Origin of the sequence: Pseudomonas sp. MAG733B (genome assembly GCF_036884845.1) — a bacterium.
Taxonomy (GTDB): domain Bacteria; phylum Pseudomonadota; class Gammaproteobacteria; order Pseudomonadales; family Pseudomonadaceae; genus Aquipseudomonas.
The window spans coordinates 3,042,491-3,067,174 of record NZ_CP145732.1; the positions used below are offsets into that span (position 1 = coordinate 3,042,491).

At 61.9% G+C, this 24,684-nt stretch carries 24 protein-coding genes; 13 read left to right on the forward strand and 11 right to left on the reverse strand.

Features of this window, described 5'->3' with window-relative positions; all coding sequences use genetic code 11:
• Positions 1 to 91: 91 nt before the first annotated feature.
• From V6Z53_RS14140 to V6Z53_RS14170, 7 genes are all read right to left on the reverse strand, one after another.
• Positions 92 to 454 carry a Na+/H+ antiporter subunit G gene (locus V6Z53_RS14140; protein WP_338586138.1) on the reverse strand — a complete coding sequence of 121 codons (363 nt, stop codon included), beginning with the start codon at positions 452 to 454 and terminating at the stop codon, positions 92 to 94.
• The gene (locus V6Z53_RS14145) at positions 451 to 729 is read right to left on the reverse strand and encodes a K+/H+ antiporter subunit F (RefSeq protein ID WP_338586139.1); all 279 of its coding nucleotides are present in this window, start codon (positions 727 to 729) and stop codon (positions 451 to 453) included. Before V6Z53_RS14145 ends, V6Z53_RS14140 begins: the two co-directional genes overlap by 4 nt.
• Entirely contained in the window at positions 726 to 1,214 is a 489-nt protein-coding gene (locus V6Z53_RS14150; RefSeq protein WP_338586140.1) for a Na+/H+ antiporter subunit E, read from the reverse strand. The genes V6Z53_RS14145 and V6Z53_RS14150 overlap by 4 nt, the downstream gene beginning before the upstream one ends.
• Entirely contained in the window at positions 1,211 to 2,896 is a 1,686-nt protein-coding gene (locus V6Z53_RS14155; protein WP_338586141.1) for a monovalent cation/H+ antiporter subunit D, read from the reverse strand. The genes V6Z53_RS14150 and V6Z53_RS14155 overlap by 4 nt, the downstream gene beginning before the upstream one ends.
• On the reverse strand, positions 2,893 to 3,237 hold the full coding sequence (locus tag V6Z53_RS14160; RefSeq protein WP_007986256.1) for a Na+/H+ antiporter subunit C: 345 nt from the start codon (positions 3,235 to 3,237) through the stop codon (positions 2,893 to 2,895). Before V6Z53_RS14160 ends, V6Z53_RS14155 begins: the two co-directional genes overlap by 4 nt.
• On the reverse strand, positions 3,237 to 6,155 hold the full coding sequence (locus V6Z53_RS14165; RefSeq protein ID WP_338586142.1) for a monovalent cation/H+ antiporter subunit A: 2,919 nt from the start codon (positions 6,153 to 6,155) through the stop codon (positions 3,237 to 3,239). Before V6Z53_RS14165 ends, V6Z53_RS14160 begins: the two co-directional genes overlap by 1 nt.
• A gap of 217 nt (positions 6,156 to 6,372) precedes the next feature.
• Complete coding sequence (locus V6Z53_RS14170; protein ID WP_338586143.1) at positions 6,373 to 7,311, reverse strand: DMT family transporter; 939 nt, start codon at positions 7,309 to 7,311, stop codon at positions 6,373 to 6,375.
• An 85-nt stretch (positions 7,312 to 7,396) separates the two neighbouring features.
• Here V6Z53_RS14170 and V6Z53_RS14175 point away from each other — a divergent pair, with 85 nt between their 5' ends.
• The 11 genes from V6Z53_RS14175 (at position 7,397) to V6Z53_RS14225 (ending at position 18,566) form a co-directional block, all read left to right on the forward strand.
• Positions 7,397 to 7,960, forward strand: coding sequence for an XRE family transcriptional regulator (locus V6Z53_RS14175; protein ID WP_338586144.1), 564 nt, complete (start codon positions 7,397 to 7,399; stop codon positions 7,958 to 7,960).
• A 157-nt stretch (positions 7,961 to 8,117) separates the two neighbouring features.
• Entirely contained in the window at positions 8,118 to 9,320 is a 1,203-nt protein-coding gene (locus V6Z53_RS14180) for an SfnB family sulfur acquisition oxidoreductase (RefSeq protein ID WP_338586145.1), read from the forward strand.
• A 10-nt stretch (positions 9,321 to 9,330) separates the two neighbouring features.
• The gene (locus tag V6Z53_RS14185) at positions 9,331 to 9,780 is read left to right on the forward strand and encodes an acyl-CoA dehydrogenase (protein WP_338586146.1); all 450 of its coding nucleotides are present in this window, start codon (positions 9,331 to 9,333) and stop codon (positions 9,778 to 9,780) included.
• On the forward strand, positions 9,780 to 11,183 hold the full coding sequence (locus V6Z53_RS14190) for an LLM class flavin-dependent oxidoreductase (RefSeq protein ID WP_338586147.1): 1,404 nt from the start codon (positions 9,780 to 9,782) through the stop codon (positions 11,181 to 11,183). Before V6Z53_RS14185 ends, V6Z53_RS14190 begins: the two co-directional genes overlap by 1 nt.
• A gap of 189 nt (positions 11,184 to 11,372) precedes the next feature.
• Positions 11,373 to 12,278, forward strand: coding sequence for an AMP-binding protein (locus V6Z53_RS14195; protein ID WP_338586148.1), 906 nt, complete (start codon positions 11,373 to 11,375; stop codon positions 12,276 to 12,278).
• A complete protein-coding gene (locus V6Z53_RS14200) occupies positions 12,275 to 13,051 on the forward strand; it encodes an ABC transporter ATP-binding protein (protein ID WP_338586149.1) in 777 nt (258 codons plus the stop codon). Before V6Z53_RS14195 ends, V6Z53_RS14200 begins: the two co-directional genes overlap by 4 nt.
• Positions 13,051 to 13,932 carry a branched-chain amino acid ABC transporter permease gene (locus V6Z53_RS14205; RefSeq protein WP_338586150.1) on the forward strand — a complete coding sequence of 294 codons (882 nt, stop codon included), beginning with the start codon at positions 13,051 to 13,053 and terminating at the stop codon, positions 13,930 to 13,932. The genes V6Z53_RS14200 and V6Z53_RS14205 overlap by 1 nt, the downstream gene beginning before the upstream one ends.
• A gap of 4 nt (positions 13,933 to 13,936) precedes the next feature.
• Positions 13,937 to 14,986 carry a branched-chain amino acid ABC transporter permease gene (locus tag V6Z53_RS14210; RefSeq protein WP_338586151.1) on the forward strand — a complete coding sequence of 350 codons (1,050 nt, stop codon included), beginning with the start codon at positions 13,937 to 13,939 and terminating at the stop codon, positions 14,984 to 14,986.
• Positions 14,987 to 15,012: 26 nt separating this feature from the next.
• Positions 15,013 to 16,353 carry an ABC transporter substrate-binding protein gene (locus V6Z53_RS14215; protein ID WP_338586152.1) on the forward strand — a complete coding sequence of 447 codons (1,341 nt, stop codon included), beginning with the start codon at positions 15,013 to 15,015 and terminating at the stop codon, positions 16,351 to 16,353.
• 3 nt (positions 16,354 to 16,356) lie between these two features.
• Positions 16,357 to 17,124, forward strand: coding sequence for an ABC transporter ATP-binding protein (locus tag V6Z53_RS14220; protein WP_338586153.1), 768 nt, complete (start codon positions 16,357 to 16,359; stop codon positions 17,122 to 17,124).
• A gap of 14 nt (positions 17,125 to 17,138) precedes the next feature.
• Positions 17,139 to 18,566: an FAD/NAD(P)-binding protein gene (locus V6Z53_RS14225; RefSeq protein WP_338586154.1), complete on the forward strand. Its 1,428-nt coding sequence runs from the start codon at positions 17,139 to 17,141 to the stop codon at positions 18,564 to 18,566.
• 65 nt (positions 18,567 to 18,631) lie between these two features.
• Here the strand turns inward: V6Z53_RS14225 and V6Z53_RS14230 are convergent, their stop codons facing one another.
• From V6Z53_RS14230 to V6Z53_RS14245, 4 genes are all read right to left on the reverse strand, one after another.
• Complete coding sequence (locus V6Z53_RS14230) at positions 18,632 to 18,856, reverse strand: hypothetical protein (protein ID WP_338586155.1); 225 nt, start codon at positions 18,854 to 18,856, stop codon at positions 18,632 to 18,634.
• Between the two features lie 106 nt (positions 18,857 to 18,962).
• Positions 18,963 to 19,697: a transporter substrate-binding domain-containing protein gene (locus V6Z53_RS14235; RefSeq protein ID WP_338586156.1), complete on the reverse strand. Its 735-nt coding sequence runs from the start codon at positions 19,695 to 19,697 to the stop codon at positions 18,963 to 18,965.
• A gap of 262 nt (positions 19,698 to 19,959) precedes the next feature.
• On the reverse strand, positions 19,960 to 20,493 hold the full coding sequence (locus tag V6Z53_RS14240; RefSeq protein WP_338586157.1) for a hypothetical protein: 534 nt from the start codon (positions 20,491 to 20,493) through the stop codon (positions 19,960 to 19,962).
• Positions 20,494 to 20,662: 169 nt separating this feature from the next.
• Positions 20,663 to 21,403, reverse strand: a complete 741-nt coding sequence (locus V6Z53_RS14245; protein WP_338586158.1) for a response regulator — start codon at positions 21,401 to 21,403, stop codon at positions 20,663 to 20,665.
• A gap of 182 nt (positions 21,404 to 21,585) precedes the next feature.
• Here V6Z53_RS14245 and V6Z53_RS14250 point away from each other — a divergent pair, with 182 nt between their 5' ends.
• Together V6Z53_RS14250 and V6Z53_RS14255 are read left to right on the forward strand one after the other, a co-directional pair.
• Entirely contained in the window at positions 21,586 to 23,583 is a 1,998-nt protein-coding gene (locus V6Z53_RS14250; RefSeq protein ID WP_338586159.1) for a U32 family peptidase, read from the forward strand.
• A gap of 219 nt (positions 23,584 to 23,802) precedes the next feature.
• Positions 23,803 to 24,675, forward strand: coding sequence for a mechanosensitive ion channel family protein (locus V6Z53_RS14255; protein WP_338586160.1), 873 nt, complete (start codon positions 23,803 to 23,805; stop codon positions 24,673 to 24,675).
• Positions 24,676 to 24,684: the final 9 nt, after the last annotated feature.

Genomic DNA, 24,684 nt, shown 5'->3' on the forward strand with positions numbered 1-24,684 from the left:
GCGGCGGATCACCATTGTGTGAACCTGCCAAAAACCCGTAGGAGCAAGGCTTGCCCGCGATGAGGCCAGTCCGGTCGCCGAAATCTCGAGGCTAACTCCCGCTCTCAGTCCGCCGACTACTCACCTCAGCCGGCACATCATCCCCCGCCATGCGCTTACGAAAAAGCGCCGCCCGCGCCAGCAGCAATGTGGTCACAGGCACCGTAATCGCCAACAGGATCGGAATCAGCCAGGCATGCAGCACCGGCCCGGACTTGAGTGCCGAAAAGTAGATGATCGAAGCCAGCGCCACGCACCACGCGCCCAACGTCGAGGCCAGCGCCGGCGGGTGCATGCGCTGGAAATAATCCTTCATGCGCAGCAACCCGGTGGCGCCGATCAGCGCGAACAGACCGCCGAGCACCAGCAGGATCGCCACCGGGATTTCCACCCATAGAGACAGTTCAGCGTTCATTCGATCACCTCGCCGCGCAGCAGGAATTTCGCCAGGGCAAACGAGCCGACGAAGCCGAACAGCGCGATCAGCAGCGCCGCTTCAAAATACGTGTCACTGGCATAGCGAATGCCCAGCGCCAGCATCATCAGCATCGCGATGATGTACAGGTAATCCAGCGCCAGGACCCGGTCCTGGGCGGACGGGCCTCTGAACAGGCGGATCAGGGTCAGGATCATCGCCACGGAAAACAGGAACAGACTGAACAGAATCGCGTTCGACAGCAGGGCGCTCATTCGAAGATCTCCATTAGCGGACGCTCGTAGGTCGTCTTGAAGTGTTCAATGAACAGCGCTTCGTCATCCAGATCGAAGACGTGCAGCAACAGAATGCTGCGGTCCAGTGCCAGCTCCGACCAGACGGTGCCGGGCACCACGGTGCAGATCATCGACAGGGTCGCCAGGCCGTTGGCATCGCGCAGGTCCAGCGGCACCTTGATGAACCGCGATCGCGGTGGACGGCGGCCAGCGTTGAGCACGCCCCAGGCCACTGCCAGATTGGAGACCACCACGTCACGCCCGACGAGGAGGAACAGACGAAGGATGGTGCCGGGGCGACGAATACGGATCGGCAGCGGGCGTAACTTGCGCATCATCAACGGCGCACAAAAGCCCAGCGCAGCGCCCAGCATCAGATTGCCGGGGCTCATCGACACGTTCAGCACCAGCCACAACAACCACAGGGCCAGCGACAACCATGGTGCAGGAAACAGGCGCTTCATTGTTGCACCTCCAGCAGCGCCGCCCGGGCTTCCGGACTCGGCACCGCGCGCGTGCCGAGCACGGCCATCACGTATTGCTGCGGGTTGTTCAAGGCATTGGCGGCGGCCTGGGTGTAGCGCAACAGTGGTTCGGCCTGGAACGTCAGCGCAACGCTCAGGCCCAGCAGGGCGAAAATCGGCACGCACTCAAGGCGTCGCAGCACTGGCGATGGCCGTTCTGCCGGGGTCCAGAAACGCTGGATGCCCACGCGCGAAAAAGCAACCAGCGATGCCAACCCCGAGAGAATCAGCAGCGCCAACAAGCCCCACGCCGCATTCGAGATCGGCGCGTCACCGCTGTTGCCCAGGCCCATCGGGTTGAGCAGGGCGCTGAGCAGGCTCAGTTTGCCGATGAACCCGGACAGCGGCGGCATGCCGATGATCAACAGCGCGCAGGCGATGAAGCTCAAGCCAAGGAACGCCATGGTCCAGGGAATCACTTGGCCGACCACGGCTTTCTGGTCGTCGTCGAGGTTGACGCCCTTGGCCGGATGCAACGATTCCAGCGGCCGTGGCAGCATCTCGTTTTCATCCTCCAGCGGAATTTCGTTGGCCGAGCGCGAGCGTTCGATCAACTCGGCCAGCAGGAACAGCGCGCTCAACGCCAACGTCGAGCTGACCAGATAGAACAATGCCGCGCCGATCAGATTGGGCTGAGCGAAACCGATGGCCGACAACAGAATCCCTGCAGACACCAGAATGCTCAGGCTGGCCATGCGTTCCAGACGTTGCGCGGCAAGGATCGCCACGGCCGCGCAGACGATGGTCGCCATGCCGCCGTAAATCAGCCAGTCACCGCCGAAATACGCCGATGCTCCGGCCTGGCCGGAGAACAGCAACGTCCACAGGCGCAGCAAGGTATAGATGCCGACCTTGGTCATGATCGCGAACATCGCCGCTACCGGCGCGCTTGCCGAGGAGTACGCCGGCACCAGCCAGAAGTTCAGCGGCCACATCCCGGCCTTGGCCAGGAAAGCCACCGCGAGAATCCCCGCACCGGCGTGCAGCAACCCGCGATCGGCTTCTGGCACCAGCGGGATTTTCAGCGCCAGGTCAGCCATGTTCAGGGTGCCGGTGACGCCATAGATCAGTGCCGCGCCGATCAGGAACAGGGTCGATGCCAGCAGGTTGATCGAGATGTAATGCAGCCCCGACGACACCCGCGCCCGGCCGGAGCCGTGCAGCATCAGGCCATAGGACGCGGCGAGCAGCACTTCGAAGAACACGAACAGGTTGAACAGATCGGCCGTCAGGAACGCGCCATACAGGCCCATCAACTGAATCTGGAACAGCGCATGGAAACTCGAACCGGCACTGTCCCAACGGGCCATGGCGAACAGCAGGGCGCTGACGCCGATGATCCCGGTCAGCACCAGCATCAACGCCGACAGGCGATCGACCACCAGCACCAGGCCAAACGGTACTTGCCAGTTGCCCGGCAGGTACACGCCGATGGAGCCGGGCACGTCGGTGGTTTGCGTCCATTGCAGTAGCAACAGCGAAATGCCCAGGCCCAGCAGGCTGGAGAACAGATTGATCTTGGCTTTGAGCGGGCGGTGTTTCTCGCCGAGCATCAGCATGATCGCGGCGGTCAGCAGCGGCAGCAGGATGGGCGCGGCGATCAGGTGCGTCATTGCATTCATTCTTTAGGCTCCCGGCCATCCACATGGTCGGTGCCGGTCAGGCCCCGGGAGGCCAGCAAGACCACCAGGAACAGCGCGGTCATGGCGAAGCTGATGACGATTGCGGTCAGCACCAGCGCTTGCGGGAGCGGGTCGGTGTAGTGCAGCAGGTCCTGCGGCACGCCGTCCTTGATGATCGGCTCCTTGCCGATGAACAGGCTGCCCATGCTGAAGATGAACAGGTTGACGCCGTAGGACAGCAGGCACAGGCCCATGACCACCTGGAACGTCCGTGGACGCAGGATCAGCCACACGCCGGACGCGGCCAGAACACCGATGGCGATTGCGATGACTTCTTCCATCAGATGGCCTCCTTCATGGCGACGGGTTTAGGCTGGGACGCGGTTTTGTGACCCCGCACCGATTGGTGGGCGAGGGCGGTGAGGATCAACAGCGTCGAACCGACCACTACTGCGTAAACGCCAATGTCGAAGAACAGCGCGCTGGCGAGGTGAATGTCGCCCAGCAACGGCAGGTCGAAATGCCAGGTGTGGGTGGTCAGGAACGGATAACCAACGACCATCGCCCCCAAGCCAGTGAGCGTGGCGAACAGCAAGCCAACGCTCATCCAGCGCAGCGGCCGCAGGCTCATTTGCGCCTCGACCCACTGAGTACCCGCCACCATGTATTGCAGGATGAACGCCACCGACATCACCAGCCCCGCGACAAAGCCGCCGCCCGGTTGGTTGTGTCCGCGCATGAACAGGTAGAACGACACCACCAGCGCAATCGGCAACAGCAGGCGCACCAGCACCGCCGGGACCATCATGAAGCCGAGCGCGGTGTCGCTGGCGTGACGCGGGTTGACCAGATCGGTGACCACGTCCGGCGCGAGCAAACGCTGCTGGGCCGGCAACTGCAGGCTTTCTTTCGGCGGACGGAAGCGGCGCAGCAGGGCGAACACGGTCAGCGCCACGGCCGCCAGCACGGTGATTTCGCCGAGGGTGTCGAACCCACGGAAATCCACCAGCATTACGTTGACCACGTTGCTGCCGCCACCTTCGGGCAGCGCACGGCTGAGGTAGAACGAAGAAATGTCGTTGGGTGTCTGGCGCGTCAGCATCGCGTACGAAAGTACCGCCATGCCGCCGCCAACCACGGTCGACAGCAGCAAGTCGCGGATACGGCGAATGCGCGCCTTCCGCAGGCTGCTCGGCAGTGGCGACACCTCCTCGATCCGGCGTGGCAGCCAACGCAGGCCCAACAGGATCAGCACGGTGGTCACTACTTCGACCACCAGTTGCGTCAAGGCCAGGTCCGGCGCCGAGAACCAGACGAAAGTCACGCAGGTCATCAGGCCGCAGACGCTGACCATGGTCAGTGCCGCGAGACGGTGATACTTGGCTTGATAAGCCGCGCCGAGGGCGCAGGCAATCGCCAGCAACCAGAGGATCACGAACACGATCGAGCCCGGAATCTTCGGCCGGTCGCCCCAGCTCAGGCTGCTGTGCAACATCGGGATCAACCCGGCCAGCACGGCGGCGAGGACCATCAGGAACAACTGGGTTTGCAGGCGATGGGTGCTGATTCGTCGCTCCAGGCGACGGGCCAGTCGCATCTTGAGCACCAGGCTGAGTTCGAACAGGCGCTTGCCATTCAGTCGGCCAACCAGCGGCGGACGGCTGAAACGACCGCGCTTGAGCTGATTACGCAACAGCAGATAGAGCACGACACCGCAGGACATGGCGATCAGGCTCATGATCATCGGCGCGTTCAAGCCGTGCCAGATCGCCAGGCTGTACTCCGGCAGGGTGCCGCCCACCACCGGCAGCGCGGCGGCGGCGAGCAACGGGCCGACCACTTGCGCCGGGAAAATCCCGACCACCAGACAGGCAAACACCAGCAACTCCACCGGCGCGCGCATCCAGCGCGGCGGTTCGTGCGGCGTGTGCGGCAGGTCGGTGGCAGGCGGACCGAAGAAGACGTCCACGGTGAAACGCAGGGAGTAGGCGACGCTGAACGTCCCAGCGATGGTCGCGACGATCGGCAAGGTCGCTTCGACCCACGCCGTGGCGTTGATGAACACGGTTTCGGCGAAGAACATCTCTTTCGAGAGGAAGCCGTTGAGCAACGGCACACCGGCCATGGAGGCGCTGGCGACCATGGCGAGGGTGGCGGTGAACGGGATCAGCTTGACCAGGCCGCTGAGTTTGCGAATGTCGCGGGTGCCGCTTTCGTGGTCGATGATCCCGGCGGCCATGAACAGCGAGGCCTTGAACGTAGCGTGGTTGAGAATGTGGAACACGGCGGCCACGGCGGCCAGCGGACTGTTCAGGCCCAGCAGCAGGGTGATCAGGCCCAGGTGGCTGATGGTCGAGTAGGCCAACAGACCCTTGAGGTCATTCTGGAACATCGCGCAATAAGCGCCGAGCAACAGGGTGCACGCCCCGGCGCCGCTGACGATGTAGAACCATTCTTCACTGCCGGACAGCGACGGCCAGAGTCGCGCCAGCAGGAACACCCCGGCCTTGACCATGGTCGCCGAGTGCAGATAGGCCGACACCGGTGTTGGTGCAGCCATTGCGTGAGGTAGCCAGAAATGGAAGGGGAATTGCGCACTTTTGCTCAGTGCGCCGATCAGGATCAGGGGTAACAGGATAGGGTAGAGGGCATGGGCACGAATCAGATCGCCGGCGGCCAGGACCTTGTCCAGGTCATAGCTGCCGACCACATGGCCGAGCAGCATGACCCCCGCCAGCAGGCACAAACCGCCGGCACCGGTGACCATCAACGCCATATATGCACCGCGTCGCGCATCGGCGCGGTGGTGCCAGTAGCCGATCAACAGGAACGAGAAGAGGCTGGTCAGCTCCCAGAAGAACACGATCTGGATCAGGTTGCCGGAGATCACCAGGCCGAGCATCGCGCCCATGAACGCCAGGAAAAACGCGAAGAACCGCGGCACCGGATCGTTCGGCGACATGTAGTAACGCGCGTACAGCGACACCAGCGTGCCGATGCCCAGCACCAGCATCGAGAACAGCCAGGCGAAACCGTCCATGCGCAGGACGAAATTCAAGCCCAGGCTCGGTAGCCAGAAGAACTCTTCGCGGATCACGCCGCCATGGGCGATTTGCGGGTACAGGAGGGCGACCTGGACGGTGCCGATCAAGGCAACCAGACCAGCCAGCAGCGATTCGGTGTTACGCGCGTTGTGTGGCAGCACCGCTGCCAGACAGCTGCCTATGAAAGGCAGAAGCAGTAGAACTATCAGGGACATAGGCTTCTAATCTGCGGAAGTTTGTGAAGCATCATACGTGCCAGCTCCCGGATCACCAAACGCCAAGCTGTCGCAGAATCCTACAAGGTAGACGGAAAAAGCCTGCTTCACATTGTTTCAACCTGCATGAAAAAAGATCGCAGCCTTCGGCAGCTCCTACAGAGTATGCATTTCAATGTAGGAGCTGCCGAAGGCTGCGATCTTTTGATCTTGCCGTTTAATTGCCGCTTTCACTCTCCAGCGACTCTTCAACCTCGGCAACCGCCTTACCCTTGGTCTTCAACTCACTGACAATCACCGCCGCGACAATCAACCCGGCCCCCAGCAGCGCAATTGCCGGCAAGCGTTCCCCGGCGATCCGCCCGACAATCCCGGCCCACACCGGCTCACCGGCATAAATCAACGTGGCCCGAGTCGGCGAAACACTCTTCTGCGCCCAGTTCATCGCCACCTGGATCGCCGCACTCGCCGCGCCAAGCCCAAGGGCACTGCACAACAGCAACCAGGAAAAATCCGGAATCGCCTCGTTGGTCGGCACCACCATCAGGAATGACAGCACCGAAGTCACCGCCAGTTGCACCACCGTCACCCGCTTCACATCGACCTGACCAGCAAAGTTGCTGATCAGGATGATCTCAGCGGCAATGGCAATTGCGCTGATCAACGTGGCGATTTCACCGGGGCTGAAATTCAACGATGCGCCGGAAGGCCCCGACAGCAGCATCAACCCGGTAAAGGCCAGCATGATCCCGATACTCGGCATCAACCCCGGCCGACGTCCCAGCACCAGCCATTGCAGCAACGGCACGAAAGGCACGTACAGCGCGGTGATAAACGCCGATTGGCTGCTGGGAATGCTCTGCAAGCCAACCGTCTGCAAGCCGTAACCAAGCATGATCGCCACGCCGATAAACGCACCGGCCTTGAGTTCGAACAGGGTCAAGTCACGCAGGCTGCGCCAGGAGAACAGGGCGACGAGGATCGCGGCGGCGGCAAAGCGCAGGCCGACGAAAAACATCGGGCCGCTGACGGTCATCGCATGCTGGACCAGCAAAAAGGTCCCGCCCCAGACCATGGTGATCAACACCAATACGCACTCGGCCTTGCTGAGCCGCAGGAAACGGGAGGAAGCCTGGGAGGTGTTCACCGACGTCATGATCTTGCGCACTACCTGAGGGGGGACGCACAATGCGCCGGAAGTTGGGCAGTATACTGCGCAGCACCACCTAGTGAGCAATATAGTGCACAAAGATTCCACGCAACGGGCTTCGGTCCTGCAGCACGTCAGCCAGAACGTTCGACGCCTGCGTCATGCCGCCGACATGAGCCAGACCGCTTTGGCAGAAAAGTCCGGTGTCAGTCGCCGAATGCTGGTGGCGATCGAGGCCGGGGAAAAGAACGTCAGCCTGACCACCCTCGACCGTGTGGCCGAGGCGTTGGACGTGGCGTTCAGCGATCTGATCCAGGCCCCCGATGTCCGTGACCATAGCCGCATCAACGAAGTGGCCTGGGCGGGTGTAATCCCCGGTAGCAAAGCCGTATTGCTGTCCAAAGCCACCGCTACCCGCGAAGTGGAACAATGGGAATGGTGCCTGCAACCGGGGGAAGTCTACCCGTCGCAACCGGATGCCGATGGCTGGAGCGAACAGATCTACGTGTTCGAAGGCTGCCTGACCCTGATGCTCGGCGACACTCCACACGCAATCTCCGCCGGCGAGTTCTATATGTTTGCCAGCAACCAACCCCACGCCTATCGCAACGATGGACCGGTGGCGGCGCGGTTTGTGCGCAACGTGGTGATCTGACTGTTCGCTAATCAACAGTGGATAGACACTTTGCTGTTTTGAAGCTGTAAACTTTTCTTGGTAATTTATGTAACTGACTGAAATTAAGGGTAATTAATTTCAGGCACGACTCCTGCAAAAGATCTCGGGCATTCACCCGGAACCCAGGAGTCGGCCCATGACAGCCTCTGCCCAACCCCCTCGCACTGCCCACGTGATCCGCTCGGACGCCGAGGCCATTGCCATCGCTCACAAGCTCGCCGCGCGTTTCGCCGTCGAGGCCAGCGTGCGCGATCGCGAGCGACGCCTGCCGGTTGCCGAGCTTGACGAATTTTCCGCCAGCGGCCTTTGGGGCATCACTGTCCCGAAAGCCTATGGCGGCGCCGGTGTGTCCTACGTGACCGTCGCCGAAGTGATCAAGATCATTTCTGCCGCTGACTCTTCTCTGGGCCAGATCCCGCAAAACCACCTCGGCGTGCTCGACATCCTGCTGCAAACCGCCAGCGAAGAGCAGAAGCGCTATTACTTCGGCAAAGTCTTGCAGGGCTACCGTTTCGGTAACGCCTTTTCCGAATCCAAAAGCAAAAACGCCGGAGCTTTCGAAACCCGGATTCGCTTCAGCGACGACACTGCGCAAATCGACGGCGAGAAGTTCTACTGCACCGGCGCGCTGTTTGCGCACATCGTCCCGGCGGTGGCGGTCAACGAACAGAACCAGGCCTTCATCGCCTTCATCGAACGCGACAACCCCGGTCTGACCGTGATCGACAGCTGGGACGGTTTCGGCCAGCGCACCACCGCCAGCGGTGGCGTCACCTTGAGCGCAGTAAAAGTGCCGCTGAGTGCAGTGATCCCCGCCCACAAAGCCTTTGATGAACCCACCGCCGACGGTCCGATTTCACAAATCATCCAGGCTGCCGTGGACACCGGCATTGCCGTCGGCGCCCTGGAAGAGACCAAGCGCTACGCCCGTGAAGCACGGCCATGGATCGACAGTCAGCAAGATCACGGTTGGCAGGACCCGTTCAGCATCGCCGCCATCGGCGACCTCGAATGGCGGGTCCACGGCACTGAAGCGATCCTGAAAAAGGCCGGCCAGGCCATCGACGCCGCCTTGCTCAACGCCAATGAAGACACGGTTGCCCACGCCTCGGTGGTGGTGGCCCAGGCCAAAGTGCTGTCCGCGGAAATCGCCTTGCTTGCCAGCAGCAAGCTTTTCGAACTGGCCGGCACCCGCTCGGTGCTAGGCAAATACAACCTCGACCGTCACTGGCGCAACGCCCGCACTCACACCTTGCATGACCCGGCGCGCTGGAAATATCACCTGATCGGCAACTACCTGCTCAACGGCGTGAAACCTGCGCGCCACGCCTGGAACTGAGGAGTTTCCCATGAATGCCTTGACCCAACCCATCGCTGCCGGACAGCCACTGGCCAAGTCCCAGCATGACCTGCACAACGCTCGCACTTTGCTCGATGCCACCCTGCGTTTCGTTCGCCAGCAGGCCAAAACCACCAAAGACCCTTACGTGATCAGTCGCTTCGGTGATGTGCAAATCCGCATCGAAGTGGCCGCCGCGCTGCTCGAACGCGCCGAGGACCTTCTCGACCGGCATGAGGACAGCACCGAAATCGGCATCGCCATTGCCGAATCCCATCTGGCCAGTGCCGAGGCACTCAGCACCGCCAGCAACGCCGAGTTCGAACTCACCGGGCAACGCAGTCCGTTGCCCGGTTCGCTGCACGATCCGCTGCGCTGGAAACTCCACCTCATCGGCAACTTCCGCCTCAACGGTATTCATCCCCCCAGCTTTTCCACCGTCACAGAGGGAGCCGTTTGATGGCCCGTGAAATTCGTCTCAACGCTTTTGACATGAACTGCGTCGGCCACCAGTCGCCGGGTTTGTGGGCGCATCCGCGGGATCGCTCGTGGCAATACAAGGATCTGGAGTACTGGACCGACCTGGCGAAAATCCTTGAGCGCGGCAAGTTCGACGGTCTGTTCATTGCCGATGTGCTGGGCATCTATGACGTCTACAACGGCAACGGTGATGCGGCGATTCGCCAGGCCGCGCAGGTGCCGGTCAATGATCCGCTGCAACTGATCCCGCCGATGGCGCTGGTCACCGAGCATTTGGGCTTTGGCCTGACCGCGTCACTGTCGTTCGAGCATCCGTATCCGTTCGCCCGGCGCCTGTCGACTCTCGATCACCTGACCAAGGGCCGCGCCGGCTGGAACATCGTCACTTCCTACCTGGAGAGCGGCGCCAAGAATCTTGGGCAGAAAGCCCAGACCGAACACGACGCCCGGTACGACTTTGCCGAAGAGTATCTGGAGGTTTGCTACAAACTGTGGGAGGGCAGCTGGGAAGAGGGCGCCATTTTGCGTGATCGCGAACGGCGGATTTTCAGCGATCCGAGCAAGATCCACGAGATCCAGCACGTCGGCAAACACTTCCAGGTGCCGGGCATCCACCTTTGCGAACCTTCGCCGCAACGCACACCAGTGCTGTATCAGGCCGGCGCATCGAGTCGCGGCAAACAGTTCGCCGCTGAACATGCCGAATGCGTGTTCGTTGCCGCACCGTCGAAAGTGCTGCTGAAGAAAACCGTGGCCGATATCCGCCGGCGTGCGGCAGAGGCCGGGCGCGATCCGTCGAAGATCCTGATCTTCAACCTGCAAACGGTGATCCTCGGCGAGACCGACGCCAAGGCCAAGGCCAAGTTCGAAGAATACAAAACCTGGGTCAGCTATGAAGGCGCCATGGCGTTGATTTCCGGCTGGACCGGCATTGACTTCAGCCAGTTCAAACCGGACGAACCGCTCAAGCATGTGCACACCAACGCCATTCAATCGGCGGTTGAGGCGTTCTCCACGGCTGATCCGAACAAGGTCTGGACTCCCAACGAGCTGGCCGACTGGGTGGGCATCGGCGGTTTTGGTCCGCTGTTTGTCGGCAGCCCGGAAACGGTGGCTGATCTGCTTCAGGAGTGGGTCGACGAGACCGATGTCGACGGCTTCAACCTGGCCTATGCACTGACCCACGAAACCTTCATCGATGCCGTGGAGTTGCTGGTGCCGGAATTGCAGAAGCGCGGCGTGTACAAGACCGAATACGCACCCGGCACCTTGCGCGAGAAGCTGTTTGGCGAAGGTCCGAAGTTACCGGAGATTCATCCGGGCGCCGGCTATCGCGACCTCGCGGCGTTGCGGCAGCAGGAGAAAAAAGTGGTGTCTGCCTAAAAGCACCGGGCACACCCACATCTCCTGTGGGAGCGGGCTTGCTCGCGAATGCGGTTTGACAGTCAACATTGATATTGGCTGACACGAGGCCTTCGCGAGCAAGCCCGCTCCCACACGGGTTCACAGTTTTCCATAGATCCCGGCCCAGCGGACCACCGCACGCTTTTGCCCATGAACAGGAGGTCAACCATGAGCGTGCACGAACTCAAGCGTCCGCCGATTGCGGATACCACGGAGTGGCGGGTCAATGTGCCCCAGGCGCTGGAGCAATTGCGGCACTGGGCGCAGGTCCGGCCATTGCAACCGGCGTTGCGCCACAAGCGCCACGGGCAATGGTTTGTCTGGCGCTGGATTGATGTATTGCGTGATGTCGAGCGTTTGGCCGATGGCTTGCGCCAGCAAGGATTCGATGAGGATTCGCGACTGGCCGTCAGCGGTGCGTTCGAGCCGAACCTGTTGCTGCTGGCCTTGGCCGCACAGCAGGTGGGCGGGCAATTGCTGGCCGTTGACGACAACCTCGACGCCCCCGCATTGCACAACGTGTTGTGGCGCAGCGCTCCGACCCATGCCTTTGTGCCGGGCCGGCAAACGCAACAGCTCTGGCTCAATCAGGGCCAGTCACTGCTCGATTTTGCAGAGCTGCTCGGACCGACGGAACCGCCGCAACGCCTGCGCCTCGGCCTCGTCGGCGCGCAGTTGTGGAGCGAGGAGGGCACGCAGTGGCAGGACGGTCTGACCGTGTTGTTCGAACAGTGGCTGGCCAGCGGTCAAGCCCTGGCCTTCCCGGAAAGCCCCGGCAGCGCCAGTCGTGATCGGCGTGAAGTCGCGCCGTCGGGCCTGCTGCTCTCCGCCGAACGCCTGCAAGTCCTGGCCAGCGAAATCGACAGCCGTCTGGCCCCGCTCGGCACCTGGCGCCGACGCCTCTGCGACTGGGCCATCGCGCACCCGGAAAAAGCCCTGCAACGGCTGATCAAAAACCGCGTTCGCCGACTGCTGGGTTTCCACAACCTGCACTTCATCTGGCAAGCCACGCGCACGGCGCAGGCGCAACCCGAGCCGGTGTGGCTCGCTGAGTTCAAACGGGACATCGCATGACCTCGACCGATTCCATTCTGCAAGTCAGTGGCATTTCCCTGTCCTTCAAAGGCGTGAAAGCCATCAACGAACTGTCGTTCGACGTTCGACGGGGCGAGATCTGCGCACTGATCGGCCCCAACGGCGCGGGCAAGAGTTCGTTGCTCAATGTGCTCAACGGCGTGTACCGCTTCGATGCCGGTTCGATCGTCTTCGAACAGCAGCCCTTCAAACGCATCGACCCGCTGAGCGCCGCGCGCCGGGGCATTGGCCGCACGTTCCAGAACAACGCGCTGTTCAAGAAAATGAGCGTGATCGACAACCTGCTCACCGGCCTGTCGCGGCATCTGCGCAGCCACTTCATCGAGCAGGCACTCGGTTTGCCACGGGCCCGGCGCGAGGCGGAAAGCTTCCGTCAGAAGGCGCAAGGCGTTCTTGAATTCCTCGACCTGCAAGCCCAACGCGATGTGCCGGTGGGCAATCTGTCCTACGGCCTGCAAAAGCGCGTGGAGCTTGGTCGTGCCTTGATTGCCGGGCCGAGCCTGTTGCTGCTCGACGAGCCGATGGCCGGAATGAACGCCGAGGAAAAACAGGAAATGGCCCGGTTCATCGCCGACATCAACCGCGACCTCGGCACCACCGTGGTGTTGATCGAACATGACATGGGCGTGGTGATGGGCCTGTCCGACCACGTGGTGGTGCTCGATTACGGGCGCAAGGTGGGCGACGGCACGCCTGCCGAGGTGCAGGCCAATCCCGAGGTGATCGCGGCGTATCTGGGAGTGGTGCACTGATGACGTTCTTCTTCGAAACCCTGCTCGGCGGCCTGCTCGCCGGCACCATGTATTCGCTGGTCGCCATCGGCTTCGTGCTGATCTACAAGGCCAGCGGCGTGTTCAATTTCGCCCAGGGCGCGATGCTGCTGTTCGCCGCGCTGACCTTTGTCAGCCTGCATGATCAAGGCGTGCCGTTTGCCCTGGCGCTGTTGCTGACGGTGCTGGTGATGATCATCGGCGCGTTGCTGATCGAACGGCTGGTGTTGCGACCCTTGGTCAATCGCTCGCAGATCACCCTGTTCATGGCCACCCTTGGCTTGTCGTTCATCATCGAAGGCCTGGCTCAAGGGTTGATGGGCTCGCAAGTGCGGGCGCTGGACCTGGGCATCGACGATGTGCCGCTGTTCATCGGCGGGATGATGGTCAGCCAGTTCGACCTGATCGCTGCGGCGGCGGCCGTTGTGCTGGTGACGGTGCTGGCGTTGCTGTTCAACAAGACCCGCATCGGTATTTCTTTGCGGGCGGTGGCGGATGACACCACCGCCGCGCTGTCCATCGGCATCAACCTCAACCGCATCTGGCAGATCGTCTGGGCGGTGGCCGGTGTCGTCGGGTTGGTGGCCGGGTTGCTCTGGGGCGCGCGGCAAGGGGTGCAGTTTTCCCTGTCGCTGGTGGTGCTCAAGGCGTTGCCGGTGTTGATCATCGGCGGCTTCACTTCGATTGGCGGGGCGATTGTCGGCGGGCTGATTGTTGGCGCCGCCGAGAACCTTGCCGAGGTTTATATCGGCCCGCTGATCGGCGGCGGCATCACGCCGTGGTTCGCCTATGTCCTGGCCTTGGCCTTCCTGTACATCCGTCCCGCCGGCCTGTTCGGCGAGCGCGCCATCGAGCGAGTCTGAGCCCATGTCGATTTCCCTTGTTCGCGAAACCGCGCCGGCGGTGTTGCTCCAGCGTCGCGTGCCGTGCGGCCTGTTGGGCCTGCTGCTGATCGCTTTTGTCGTCGTGCCGCTGACGAGCAATGACTATTGGCTCAACGCCATTTTGATTCCGTTCCTGGTGCTGTCCCTCGCCGGATTGGGCCTCAACCTGCTCACCGGCTACACCGGCCAGACGTCGGTGGGCGCGGCCGGGTTCATGGCGGTCGGTGCGTTCGCCACGTACGGCTTTTTGCTGCGCGTGCCCGAGTTGGGCTTGCCGGTGGCGCTGCTCGGCGGTGGTTTGATCAGTGCGCTGGTGGGCTTCGTGTTCGGCCTGCCGAGCTCGCGGATCAAAGGCTTTTACCTGATGGTCACCACGCTGGCCGCGCAGTTCTTCCTTGAGTGGCTGTTCGTCAAGTTTCCCTGGTTCTACAACTACGGTTCGTCCGGGACCATTTCGGCGCCGAAACTGGCGCTGTTCGGTCATGACCTGAACACGCCGCTGGGCCGTTATCTGCTGACCCTGAGCACGGTATTGCTGTTGACCTGGGTCGCGGTGAACCTGGTGAAAAGCCAGGTCGGGCGCAACTGGATGGCGATCCGCGACATGGACACCGCCGCCGCCGTCATCGGCATTCCGGTGGCACGCTACAAGCACCTGGCGTTTGCCGTCAGTTCGTTCTACCTGGGCATCGCCGGCGCCTTGTGGGCCTTCGCCTATCTGGGCACCGCCAGTGCCAGCAGCTTCGATATCAATCGATCGTTCCAGATCCTGTTCATCATCATTATCGGTGGCATGGGCAGCATTGCCGGCAACTTCGTCGGCGCGGCGTTCATCAGCCTGTTGCCGATCCTGCTCAGTCACGCCGGACAAGCCTTGCTCGGTGGCGCGGTGGACGCCGGGCAGTTACAGAACCTGCAAAAAATCATCTTCGGCGTGCTGATCATCCTGTTCCTGATCAAGGAACCGGAAGGCTTGATCCGCCTGCTGGGCAACCTTCGTGAGCGGCTGAGCCACTGGCCGCTGCGCTTCTGAATCCTCCAACTGATTAGAGAGACAACATGCGTGCATCCTTGAAACGTTCGCTGCTTGGCGCCGCGTTGGCGCTGGCGGTTTTCGGCAGTGCAGTACCGTTGGTCCAGGCCTCGCCGGACCAGCAGTTTTTCCCGTTGGCCACTTACCGGGTCGGCGCCTATGCCTCCAGCGGTGTGCAGGTGTGGGCGGGGATGATCGATTACCTGAACTACATCAACGAGGTGGAGGGCGGGATCAACGGCGTGAAACTGGTCTGGCAGGAGTGCGAAACCGAGTGGACCGCGGAGAAGGGCATCGAGTGCTATGAGCGCTTCAAGAACGGCCTGGATGGCGCGCCGGTCGCGGTCTATCAACCCAACGGCGCACCGGCAGCCTACGCCCTGAGTGAGCGTGCGGAAGTCGACAAGATCCCGCTGATCACCCTCGGTTACGGCCGAACCGAAGCCACCGACGGCACGGTGTTTCCGTACAACTTCCCGGTGATGCTGACCTTCTACAGCGAGGCGTCGAGCCTGATCAACTACATCGCCCAGCGCGAAGGCGGCTTCGACAAACTCAAGGGCAAGAAGATTGCCACGGTCTACCACGACTCGGCGTATGGCCGCGAAACCCTCGGCCCGCTGAAACTGTTGGCGGAGAAATACGGTTTCGAGAACATCCAGATTCCGGTGGCTGATCCGGGCAACGAGCAATCGGCGCAATGGCGGCAGATCCGCCAGGTCAACCCGGACTGGGTGTTCCTGCGCACCTGGGGCGTGTCGACGCCGGTGGCGGTGAAGACCGCTGCGCGTTTCGGCTTCCCGGTGGACCACATCGTCGGCGACATCTGGGCCAGTTCCAGCGAAGACGTCTTGCCCGCCGGTGCCGCCGCCAAGGGCTATCTGGCGCTGACGCCATACCCGGCCGGCACTGATTTCGAGATTCACAAACGCCTCAAGCAGTACATCCTCGACAAGGGCAAGAGTGACCTCAAGGACCTGAAGAATTTCGGCAGCGTCTACTACAACTCCGGGTTGGTGAACGCGGCGGTCGCGGTGGAAGCGATCCGCACCGCCCAGGGCAAATTCGGCAAACGCCCGCTCAACGGCGAAGAAGGGCGCTGGGGCCTGGAGCACTTGAACATCGACGACGCGCGGCTCAAGGACATGGGCTACTTCGGCCTGATGCAAAACCTCAAGTTGTCTTGCAAGGACCATGAAGGCGGCGGTTCGGCGCGGGTCCAGCAGTGGGATGGCGCCAACTGGACGCTGATCAGCGACTGGATCGCCGCTGACCGCGCCTTGCTGCGACCGTTGATCGATGAAAAGTCTGCCGCCTTCGCCAAGGAAAAAGGCCTGACCCCACGCACCTGCACCGCAGAGGAATAAGCCATGAGCCACGCCGCCAGCGACATTGCTGCCAACGACTTGTTGCAGGTCAACGACATCGAGGTGATCTACGACGGGGCGATTCTGGCCGTGGCCGGGGTGTCGCTGACGGTGCCCAAGGGCGGCATCGTCGCGTTGCTCGGCGCCAACGGTGCCGGCAAAAGCACCACGCTCAAGGCGATTTCCGGGCTGGTGCGTGCCGAGCGGGCCGAGGTCAGTCGCGGCAACATCGAATTTCTGGGGCGCGATACCGCAGGCGTCGATCCGAGCCTGCGGGTGCGTCAGGGCATGGTGCATGTGCTGGAAGGCCGGCACGTGTTCGGGCAACTCACGGTGGAGGACAACCTGCGCAGCGGCGGTTTTGTCCGGGGCTTGAGCCGGCAGGACATGGCTCGCGATCTGGAGCGCATCTACGCCTGGTTTCCACGCCTGAAAACCAAGCGCAAGACCCAGGCCGGCCTGACGTCCGGTGGCGAGCAGCAAATGGTTGCCATCGGTCGGGCCTTGATGACGCGTCCGACTTTAGTCCTGCTGGACGAACCTTCCATGGGCCTGGCGCCTATTATCGTCCAGGAGATTTTCGAGATCGTCGCCCAGCTCAATCGCGAGGCGCAGGTGAGCTTCCTGATTGCCGAGCAAAACATTAATGTGGCGCTCAAGTACGCCGCCACGGCTTATGTGCTCGATACCGGCCGGGTGGTGTTGTCCGGCAGCGCCGATGAGCTGCTGGCCCGGGGCGATCTGCATGATTTCTATCTAGGCAAACATTGATCAGTGAGAACGGCATGAGTGAAACCCAAAGCGGACAGGCGACCGACGCCATCCGTCACGCGGACATCCTGATCGTCGGCGGCGGCCTCAGCGGCGCGATGCTGGCGGCGCAACTTCTGCGCCTGCCGGGCCGGCGCCATGTGCTGGTGATCGAACCGCGCGCCGAATTGGGTCGGGGCGAAGCCTACAGCGCCGTGGAGCTGGGCCATACGCTCAACGGCAACGCGGCGCGCATGAGCGTCGACCCGGACAACGCCGATGACCTGACCCAATGGCTGACCGAATACATTGCTGCCGGCGGCTGGCCGGAGTCGGATGAGCAGCATGTGCCGATCAGCGAACTGTTCCCGCCCAGGGGGATTTTTGGTTTGTATGTGCAACAGCGTCTGGCCGAGGCGCAGGCGGTGGGCGCGCTGCACGGTTCGACGGTCGAGCATGTTCGGGCCGAGGTGGTCGATTTGCAAAGCGATGCGCAATCGGTGCGGATGACCTTGAGCGATGGCCAGCGTTTGCAGGGCGAATTTGCCGTGCTGGCCACCGGGATGTTCCCCGCTGCGCGCACGCCGCAGACCGAATCCAGTGGCCTGAACGCAGCGGCGCTTGATCCGTGGGATGTGGCTGCGATGCAGCAACTCGATCCGCAGTCGACGGTTTTGATCATCGGCTCGGGCCTGACCATGGTCGATGCCGTGGTCTCGCTGGAGCAGGCCAGGCATCGCGGGCCGATCGAAGTGTTTTCCCGACATGGCTTGCTGCCCCATGTGCGGCGGCAACCGCCGGCCTGGGTGGATTTCCTCGCTGAAGACCACGGCATTCGCACGCCTCGTCAACTGGTACGCGAACTGCGCCGGCATTGCCGCGACGCCATCGCTCAAGGCATTGACTGGCAGGCGCCGCTGGACACGGTGCGGGCGCATATCGGTCGCTTGTGGAATCAGGCCAGCGATGTGCAGCGTCGGCAGTTTGTGCGGCATATTCGGCCATGGTGGGAGAGCCATCACCACCGCTCGCCACCGTTGAGCGCTGAACTGGTGGAACGCTTGCACGGGGAAGGGCGGTTGCGCATTCAGGCTGCGTCATTCAAGGGGCTTGAGACTTCGGTGAACGGCGAAGTCAGTATCCGCATTCGACGTCGCGGCGAGGCACAAACCACCGTCGTCAGCGGCGCGGCGTTGATCAACTCCAGCGGCATCGAATACGACTGGCGCCGGGTGGCACGACCGCTGCCACAACAATTGCTGGCGCGTGGGCTGATCCGACCGGGACCGTTGGCGCTGGGTATCGCCGCCGAGGCGGACGGTGCGGTGCTGGATGGCGACGGTCGGGCTGCGAGCCGCTTGTTCGCCATGGGCCCGCCGTTGCGCGGTATGTGGTGGGAAAGTACGGCGGTGACGGATGTGGCCAGTCAGGCCAAGGCTTTGGCGGCGCGATTGGTACGCTGACCCCCCAATGCAAGAAACCCCGCTTTTGGCGGGGTTTCTTGTTTCAAGCAGCCCAAGGCCGTTGATCAATAACGCTGATATTTGGAACCGAACTCAGGGCGGTTTTCCGCGACGTAGAGTTTTTCTTTCTGGCTGTCCTGACGGTCGATGCCGACGGTGTTGACGTTCAGGGTTGCCGGTTGGCTGGATTTGGCAGCGGCAACGATTGGCGTAGTGGCGTGCGGTGCGGCGATGGCCGAAGTAGCGCCAAGGACCGAGAGGGCGAAACCGAGACTGATGATGCTTTTCATGATGTTGCTCCAGAGCGTGGTGAGAAGATGGGTCCACTGTAGTGCTGGAGCGCTTTGATGAAAAAACACCCTTGCGCATAGTCGTTATCGAGGATGGTGATGGTATTCAGCGAGGCGGGCTGTCGCTGAGCCAGCGTTGTTTGATCTGCTCCAGACGCCCGTCGCGGGTCATCTCGTCCAGCGCCTGTTGCCAGCGCGCTACCTGACGCGCATCGGTCTGCAGCGAGAAGGCGATGTAGCTGGCCTGCTGCATCAGCGGCATCTGGTAGTGCAACTGGCTGGGCGCCAACCCTTCTTCCCGGGCCATCGAGGCGATGGACAGGGTGTCGGCCACCACGAAGTCGGTTCGGCCCATGCGTGCCAGGCGCATCATCTGCTCGGACGAAGCGACGCCATACAGGTTGGTCAGGCCCTGCGTCTGCAAATAGCTGTAGACCAGCCATTTGCGCGGAACGACTATCCTCCCCAGGCTGCCGGCCTCGAGCAAACTGTGCACCGGTGGCCGGGTGCTGTCGGCGGAGTACAGCGCGGTTTCCACATCCAGCAACGGCCCGACCCACTGGTACTGGGCATCGCGTTCGGCGGTGCGCAATACGGTGAACACCCCGATGCCCGGTTCGGTGTTGGCCACGCGCAAGGCACGCAACAACGGCAGTTGCTGCAGGTCCACGTGGTCGCCGGTACGTTCGGCCAGCGCTTGCACCACATCCACACCGAATCCCACCAGTTGACCACCTTGCTCGAAATGCAGGGGCGGGTGGTTTTCGGTGAGCAGGGTCAGGTTGGCCGCGAGCGTATTCAGGCTCAGGAAAAACAGCAGGCAACCGGCAAAGCGCTTCATGAACCGTCCTTGATGAAGTGAGGCGCCGATCTTAGTACAGGCATAGTGCCACTGTCCCGGACTATCTCCGGGGCTTTTGTGTCAGATATCGGGACTTATTGGGGTTGCGTGGTTTAGCGGAACAAGAGGCGGACGCAAAAAACTGTGGGAGCGGGCTTGCTCGCGAAGACGGCGGCACAGCCAGAATATTCGGTGTCTGACACTGCGCTTTCGCGAGCAAGCCCGCTCCCACACTGGAACTGTGTTGTAAGGAAGATCGCGATCAGTAGCGCTGATATTTTGAACCGAACTCGGCGCGGTTTTCGGCGACCATTACACCGCCGCGCACTGCGTTACTCGGGATCGAGGCAACTCGTTCACGCAGCTCCTGCAAACGATCGGCGCCACCTTCAGCGACACGATTCTGGATCAGTCGATCAGAGCCGCCTTCAGCGACACGGTTCTCGATCAGGCGATCGGAGCCGCCTTCAGCGACACGGTTCTGGATCAGTCGATCAGAGCCACCTTCAGCAACACGATTCTGGATCAGTCGATCAGAGCCGCCTTCAGCAACGCGGTTCTGGATCAGTCGATCGGAACCGCCTTCAGCGACACGGTTCTCGATCAATCGATCAGAGCCGCCCTCGGCGACGCGATTTTGCTGCAAACGGTCCGAACCGCCTTCGGCCAGCAAGGCCTGGATCGGGCTTTGCGAGGCAACGCTCGCGGTGTTGGCCGATGCCAGGTTCGACAAGCCAAGACCACCCACCAGGGCGAGGCCGAGTGCCAGGGACGAAACTTTCGAGAAGTTGAACATGGGTAATTCTCCGTGCGCTTAAGGTGAGTGGTCAGTAGCTGCTGCTATCTGGTGGTCACAGTTAAACGCCGGGGTGTATCGCTGATGTGTGCCTGCAACGCTCGAAATCGGCTGTTGCGTATCCGGCCGGGGTTTCTATACAAACAGATACAAAACCCCGGAAAAACCCTCAGGCCTGCGCGTCGAGCATTTCCACCGGGTAGGAGAACACATAGCCTTCGCTGCGCACGGTCTTGATGTAGGTCGCTTCCCGCGAGTCGTCCTTGAGCCGTTGACGCAGGCGGCTGACCAGCAAGTCGATGGAACGGTCGAACAGATCGGCGTCGCGGCCCTGGGTCAGGTTGAGCAACTGGTCGCGGCTCAGCACCCGTTGCGGATGATCGAGAAACACCCGCAACAGTCGATATTCGGCACCGCTGAGGGCTACCAGCGTGTCGTCTTCGTCCAGCAAGTGACGGGCGGTCGTGTCCAGGCGCCAGCGGCCGAAACCGAGCAGGCGGCCGGTTTCGGTGACCAGCAGGTTGGGTGGCAGCATCCGGGTGCGGCGCAGCACGGCGTTGATCCGCGCCAGCAGTTCGCGGGCGGCGAAGGGTTTGGTCAGGTAGTCGTCGGCGCCCATTTCCAGGCCGAGAATGCGGTCGGTTTCGTCGTTGCGTGCGGTGAGCATCAGGATCGGCGTGGCTTTGTGCTTGCCCGAGCGCAATTCGCGGCACAGCACCAGGCCGTCATCGCCGGGCAGCATGATGTCGAGCACGATCAGGTCGACCTGGTTGGTTTCCAGAAAATTGCGCATGTGCCGGCCGTCGGCGACCATGGTGGTGCGCAAGCCGTTCTTTTTCAGGTAGTTGCCCACCAGTTCGCGAATTTCGCGATCGTCATCGACGATCAGGATGTGATTGACGTGGTCCATGGCTCGATCCTTTTGTTATTCGCGTTTTGCATATTCTAGGGGCCGGCGAGGAATTTTGTTCGTTGGTTTTTGCGGGACTTGCCGGGCAATCGCGCTGCCACCCGGCAGCACACGGGTGCCGGTCAGGCCATTCGCCGCTACAATGCGCACCTCGACCGTGACAGCCTGACTAAAAAAATATTATGTCCCTGCCCAAACATCACCTGGAATTGCTCAGCCCTGCCCGCGATGTCGCCATCGCCCGCGAGGCCATCCTGCATGGCGCCGACGCCGTGTACCTCGGCGGCCCGAGCTTCGGCGCCCGCCACAACGCCTGCAACGAAGTCAGCGATATCGCCCAATTGGTCGAGTTCGCCCATCGTTACCACGCGCGGGTGTTCACCACCATCAACACCATCCTGCACGACAACGAACTGGAGCCGGCCCGCAAGCTGATCCACGAACTGTACGATGCCGGTGTCGATGCGCTGATCGTCCAGGACCTGGGCGTGATGGAACTGGACATTCCACCGATCGAGCTGCACGCCAGCACCCAGACCGACATCCGCACCCTGGAGCGGGCGAAGTTCCTCGATCAGGCCGGCTTCTCGCAGCTGGTACTGGCCCGCGAACTGAATCTGCAAGAAATCCGCGCCATCGCTGACGAAACCGACGCGGCGATCGAGTTCTTCATCCACGGCGCGCTGTGCGTCGCGTTCTCCGGCCAGTGCAACATTTCCCACGCACAGACCGGGCGCAGTGCCAACCGGGGCGACTGCTCCCAGGCCTGCCGTTTGCCGTACACCCTCAAGGATGAAAAAGGCGGCGTGATCGCCTACGAAAAACACCTGCTGTCGATGAAGGACAACAACCAGAGCGCCAACATCCGCGCCCTGGTGGAAGCCGGCGTGCGCTCGTTCAAGATCGAGGGGCGCTACAAGGACATGGGCTATGTGAAGAACATCACGGCCTACTACCGCCAACGCCTCGATGAGGTGCTCGAAGACCGTCCGGACCTGGCCCGTGCGTCCAGCGGCCGCACCGCGCATTTCTTCGTGCCCGACCCAGACAAGACCTTCCACCGTGGCAGCACCGACTATTTCGTCAGCGAGCGCAAGATTGACATCGGTGCGTTCGATTCGCCGACGTTCACCGGCCTGCCGGTCGGCGTGGTGGAGAAAGTCGGCAAGCGCGACTTGCTGGTGGTCACCCAAGAGCCGCTGTCCAACGGCGACGGCCTCAATGTGCTGGTCAAGCGCGACGTGGTGGGCTGGCGTACCAACATCGCCGAGCCCAAGGGTGAGTTCGAGGAGGACGGCGAGAAGCGCTATCGCTATCGCGTCGAACCCAACGAGATGCCGGAAGGGCTGCACAAACTGCGGCCCAACCATCCACTGAACCGCAACCTCGACCACAACTGGCAGCAGGCCTTGCAGAAGACCTCCGCCGAGCGTCGCATCGGTCTTTCCTGGATGGCGCGTTTGCGCGAGGAACGCCTGGAACTGACTGCCACCAGCGAGGAGGGCGTTAACGCCAGTGTTGCGCTGGAAGGACCGTTCGGTCTGGCCAACAAGCCGGAGCAGGCGCTGGAGCAACTGCGCGACCTGCTCGGTCAACTGGGCACCACCGAATACCACGCCACCGACACCAGGCTGGATGCCCCGCAGGCGTACTTCATTCCCAACTCGCAGCTCAAAGCCTTGCGCCGCGAAGTGATTGAAGCGCTGACCGCAGCCCGTCTGCTGGCTCACCCACGGGGTGGCCGTAAGGCCGAGACCAGCCCTCCACCGGTTTACCCGGAGTCGCACCTGTCGTTCCTGGCCAACGTCTACAACCAGAAGGCCCGCGACTTCTATCACCGTCACGGGGTCAAGCTGATCGACGCGGCGTACGAGGCCCACGAGGAACCGGGCGAAGTGCCGGTGATGATCACCAAGCATTGCCTGCGCTTCTCCTTCAACCTGTGCCCGAAACAGGCCAAGGGCGTTACCGGCGTGCGTACCAAGGTTGCGCCGATGCAATTGATCCACGGCGATGAAGTGCTGACGCTGAAGTTCGACTGCAAGCCTTGTGAAATGCACATCATCGGCAAGATGAAAGGCCACATCCTTGGCCTGCCACAGCCGGGCAGCGTGCAGCCGGTGGTCGGCTACATCAGCCCCGATGACCTGCTGAAAACCATTCCCCGCGCGCCGCACTGAGTGGCGTAAACCCTGTAGGAGCAAAGCTTGCTCGCGATGGCGTTGGCTCAGTCAACATCGATGCTGAATGTGCGACCGCCATCGCGAGCAAGCTTTGCTCCTACAGGGTTCTTTGTTGAAGCTGAAATCTGCTTCCCCCCAATCCCACTGCGTCCGACTGGCAGCCCGCGAACGCTGTGCTAGCGTCTTGAGGTCAATCCTCATTTGCGAGCTTCTGCCATGGACGAGACAATCGTTAATGTAACCACCGAGAAGTTCAACGCACTTATTGCAGTCGTGCAGGCCTACGGTGTCGCTTTTGCAGTCAAGATTCTGGGTGCCATTGCCTTCTGGATCATTGGTCGTTGGCTGATCGGCTTTGCCGTCGGTGTGGTGCAGAAGTCTCTGGGCAAGCAGAAAGTCGACCCCACCGTGCTGCGTTACGTCGGCTCGGTCATCACCGTCACGCTCAATATCATCCTGGTAATCGCCATCCTCGGTTACCTCGGCATGCAGACCACCACCTTCGCGGCGCTGCTCGCGGCGGTCGGCCTGGCCATCGGCATGGCCTGGTCGGGGCTGCTGGCGAACCTGGCGGCGGGTGCCTTCATTATCGTGCTGCGGCCATTCAAGGTCGGCGACTTCATCTGTGCCGGCGGGGTGACGGGTACGGTCACTGAAATCGGCCTGTTCGCCACTGCGATCAACACCCCGGACAACGTGCTGACCCTGGTCGGCAACAACAAGATCTTCAGCGACAACATCCAGAACTTCACCCACAACCCGTTCCGCCGCGTCGAACTCAAGGCGCAACTGTCCGGCGCGACCGACTGGAAAGCGGCGGCGGCCTTGCTCAAGGAAAAAATCGCTGCCATCCCCAACGTGCTCGAAACCCCTGCGGTAGACGTTGAAATTCTCGAGTTCAACCTGGTTGGCCCGGTGTTGGCGGTGCGTCCTTACTGCCATAACGAAAATTACTGGCAGGTGTATTTCGACACCAACCGCGTCATCAAGGATGCCCTTGGCGAGGCAGGTTTCCCGGCGCCAATGCCGGCGCAAACCGTGATTTTCCAGCAGGGCGCCGCGTTGCCCGGCGCGCTGGCGAAGGAGTGAGCGGAAATC

What these genes read in the sequence shown, in the direction of transcription:
- V6Z53_RS14150 (WP_338586140.1), bottom strand. Translation starts at nt 1,214, where the DNA reads ATGAAGCGCCTGTTTCCTGCACCATGGTTGTCGCTGGCCCTGTGGTTG.
- V6Z53_RS14205 (WP_338586150.1), top strand. Translation starts at nt 13,051, where the DNA reads ATGACGTTCTTCTTCGAAACCCTGCTCGGCGGCCTGCTCGCCGGCACC.
- V6Z53_RS14165 (WP_338586142.1), bottom strand. Translation starts at nt 6,155, where the DNA reads ATGTCCCTGATAGTTCTACTGCTTCTGCCTTTCATAGGCAGCTGTCTG.
- V6Z53_RS14190 (WP_338586147.1), top strand. Translation starts at nt 9,780, where the DNA reads ATGGCCCGTGAAATTCGTCTCAACGCTTTTGACATGAACTGCGTCGGC.
- V6Z53_RS14250 (WP_338586159.1), top strand. Translation starts at nt 21,586, where the DNA reads ATGTCCCTGCCCAAACATCACCTGGAATTGCTCAGCCCTGCCCGCGAT.
- V6Z53_RS14255 (WP_338586160.1), top strand. Translation starts at nt 23,803, where the DNA reads ATGGACGAGACAATCGTTAATGTAACCACCGAGAAGTTCAACGCACTT.
- V6Z53_RS14185 (WP_338586146.1), top strand. Translation starts at nt 9,331, where the DNA reads ATGAATGCCTTGACCCAACCCATCGCTGCCGGACAGCCACTGGCCAAG.
- V6Z53_RS14160 (WP_007986256.1), bottom strand. Translation starts at nt 3,237, where the DNA reads ATGGAAGAAGTCATCGCAATCGCCATCGGTGTTCTGGCCGCGTCCGGC.
- V6Z53_RS14225 (WP_338586154.1), top strand. Translation starts at nt 17,139, where the DNA reads ATGAGTGAAACCCAAAGCGGACAGGCGACCGACGCCATCCGTCACGCG.
- V6Z53_RS14220 (WP_338586153.1), top strand. Translation starts at nt 16,357, where the DNA reads ATGAGCCACGCCGCCAGCGACATTGCTGCCAACGACTTGTTGCAGGTC.
- V6Z53_RS14145 (WP_338586139.1), bottom strand. Translation starts at nt 729, where the DNA reads ATGAGCGCCCTGCTGTCGAACGCGATTCTGTTCAGTCTGTTCCTGTTT.
- V6Z53_RS14180 (WP_338586145.1), top strand. Translation starts at nt 8,118, where the DNA reads ATGACAGCCTCTGCCCAACCCCCTCGCACTGCCCACGTGATCCGCTCG.
- V6Z53_RS14235 (WP_338586156.1), bottom strand. Translation starts at nt 19,697, where the DNA reads ATGAAGCGCTTTGCCGGTTGCCTGCTGTTTTTCCTGAGCCTGAATACG.
- V6Z53_RS14200 (WP_338586149.1), top strand. Translation starts at nt 12,275, where the DNA reads ATGACCTCGACCGATTCCATTCTGCAAGTCAGTGGCATTTCCCTGTCC.
- V6Z53_RS14240 (WP_338586157.1), bottom strand. Translation starts at nt 20,493, where the DNA reads ATGTTCAACTTCTCGAAAGTTTCGTCCCTGGCACTCGGCCTCGCCCTG.
- V6Z53_RS14195 (WP_338586148.1), top strand. Translation starts at nt 11,373, where the DNA reads ATGAGCGTGCACGAACTCAAGCGTCCGCCGATTGCGGATACCACGGAG.
- V6Z53_RS14170 (WP_338586143.1), bottom strand. Translation starts at nt 7,311, where the DNA reads ATGACGTCGGTGAACACCTCCCAGGCTTCCTCCCGTTTCCTGCGGCTC.
- V6Z53_RS14210 (WP_338586151.1), top strand. Translation starts at nt 13,937, where the DNA reads ATGTCGATTTCCCTTGTTCGCGAAACCGCGCCGGCGGTGTTGCTCCAG.
- V6Z53_RS14245 (WP_338586158.1), bottom strand. Translation starts at nt 21,403, where the DNA reads ATGGACCACGTCAATCACATCCTGATCGTCGATGACGATCGCGAAATT.
- V6Z53_RS14230 (WP_338586155.1), bottom strand. Translation starts at nt 18,856, where the DNA reads ATGAAAAGCATCATCAGTCTCGGTTTCGCCCTCTCGGTCCTTGGCGCT.
- V6Z53_RS14155 (WP_338586141.1), bottom strand. Translation starts at nt 2,896, where the DNA reads ATGAATGCAATGACGCACCTGATCGCCGCGCCCATCCTGCTGCCGCTG.
- V6Z53_RS14140 (WP_338586138.1), bottom strand. Translation starts at nt 454, where the DNA reads ATGAACGCTGAACTGTCTCTATGGGTGGAAATCCCGGTGGCGATCCTG.
- V6Z53_RS14215 (WP_338586152.1), top strand. Translation starts at nt 15,013, where the DNA reads ATGCGTGCATCCTTGAAACGTTCGCTGCTTGGCGCCGCGTTGGCGCTG.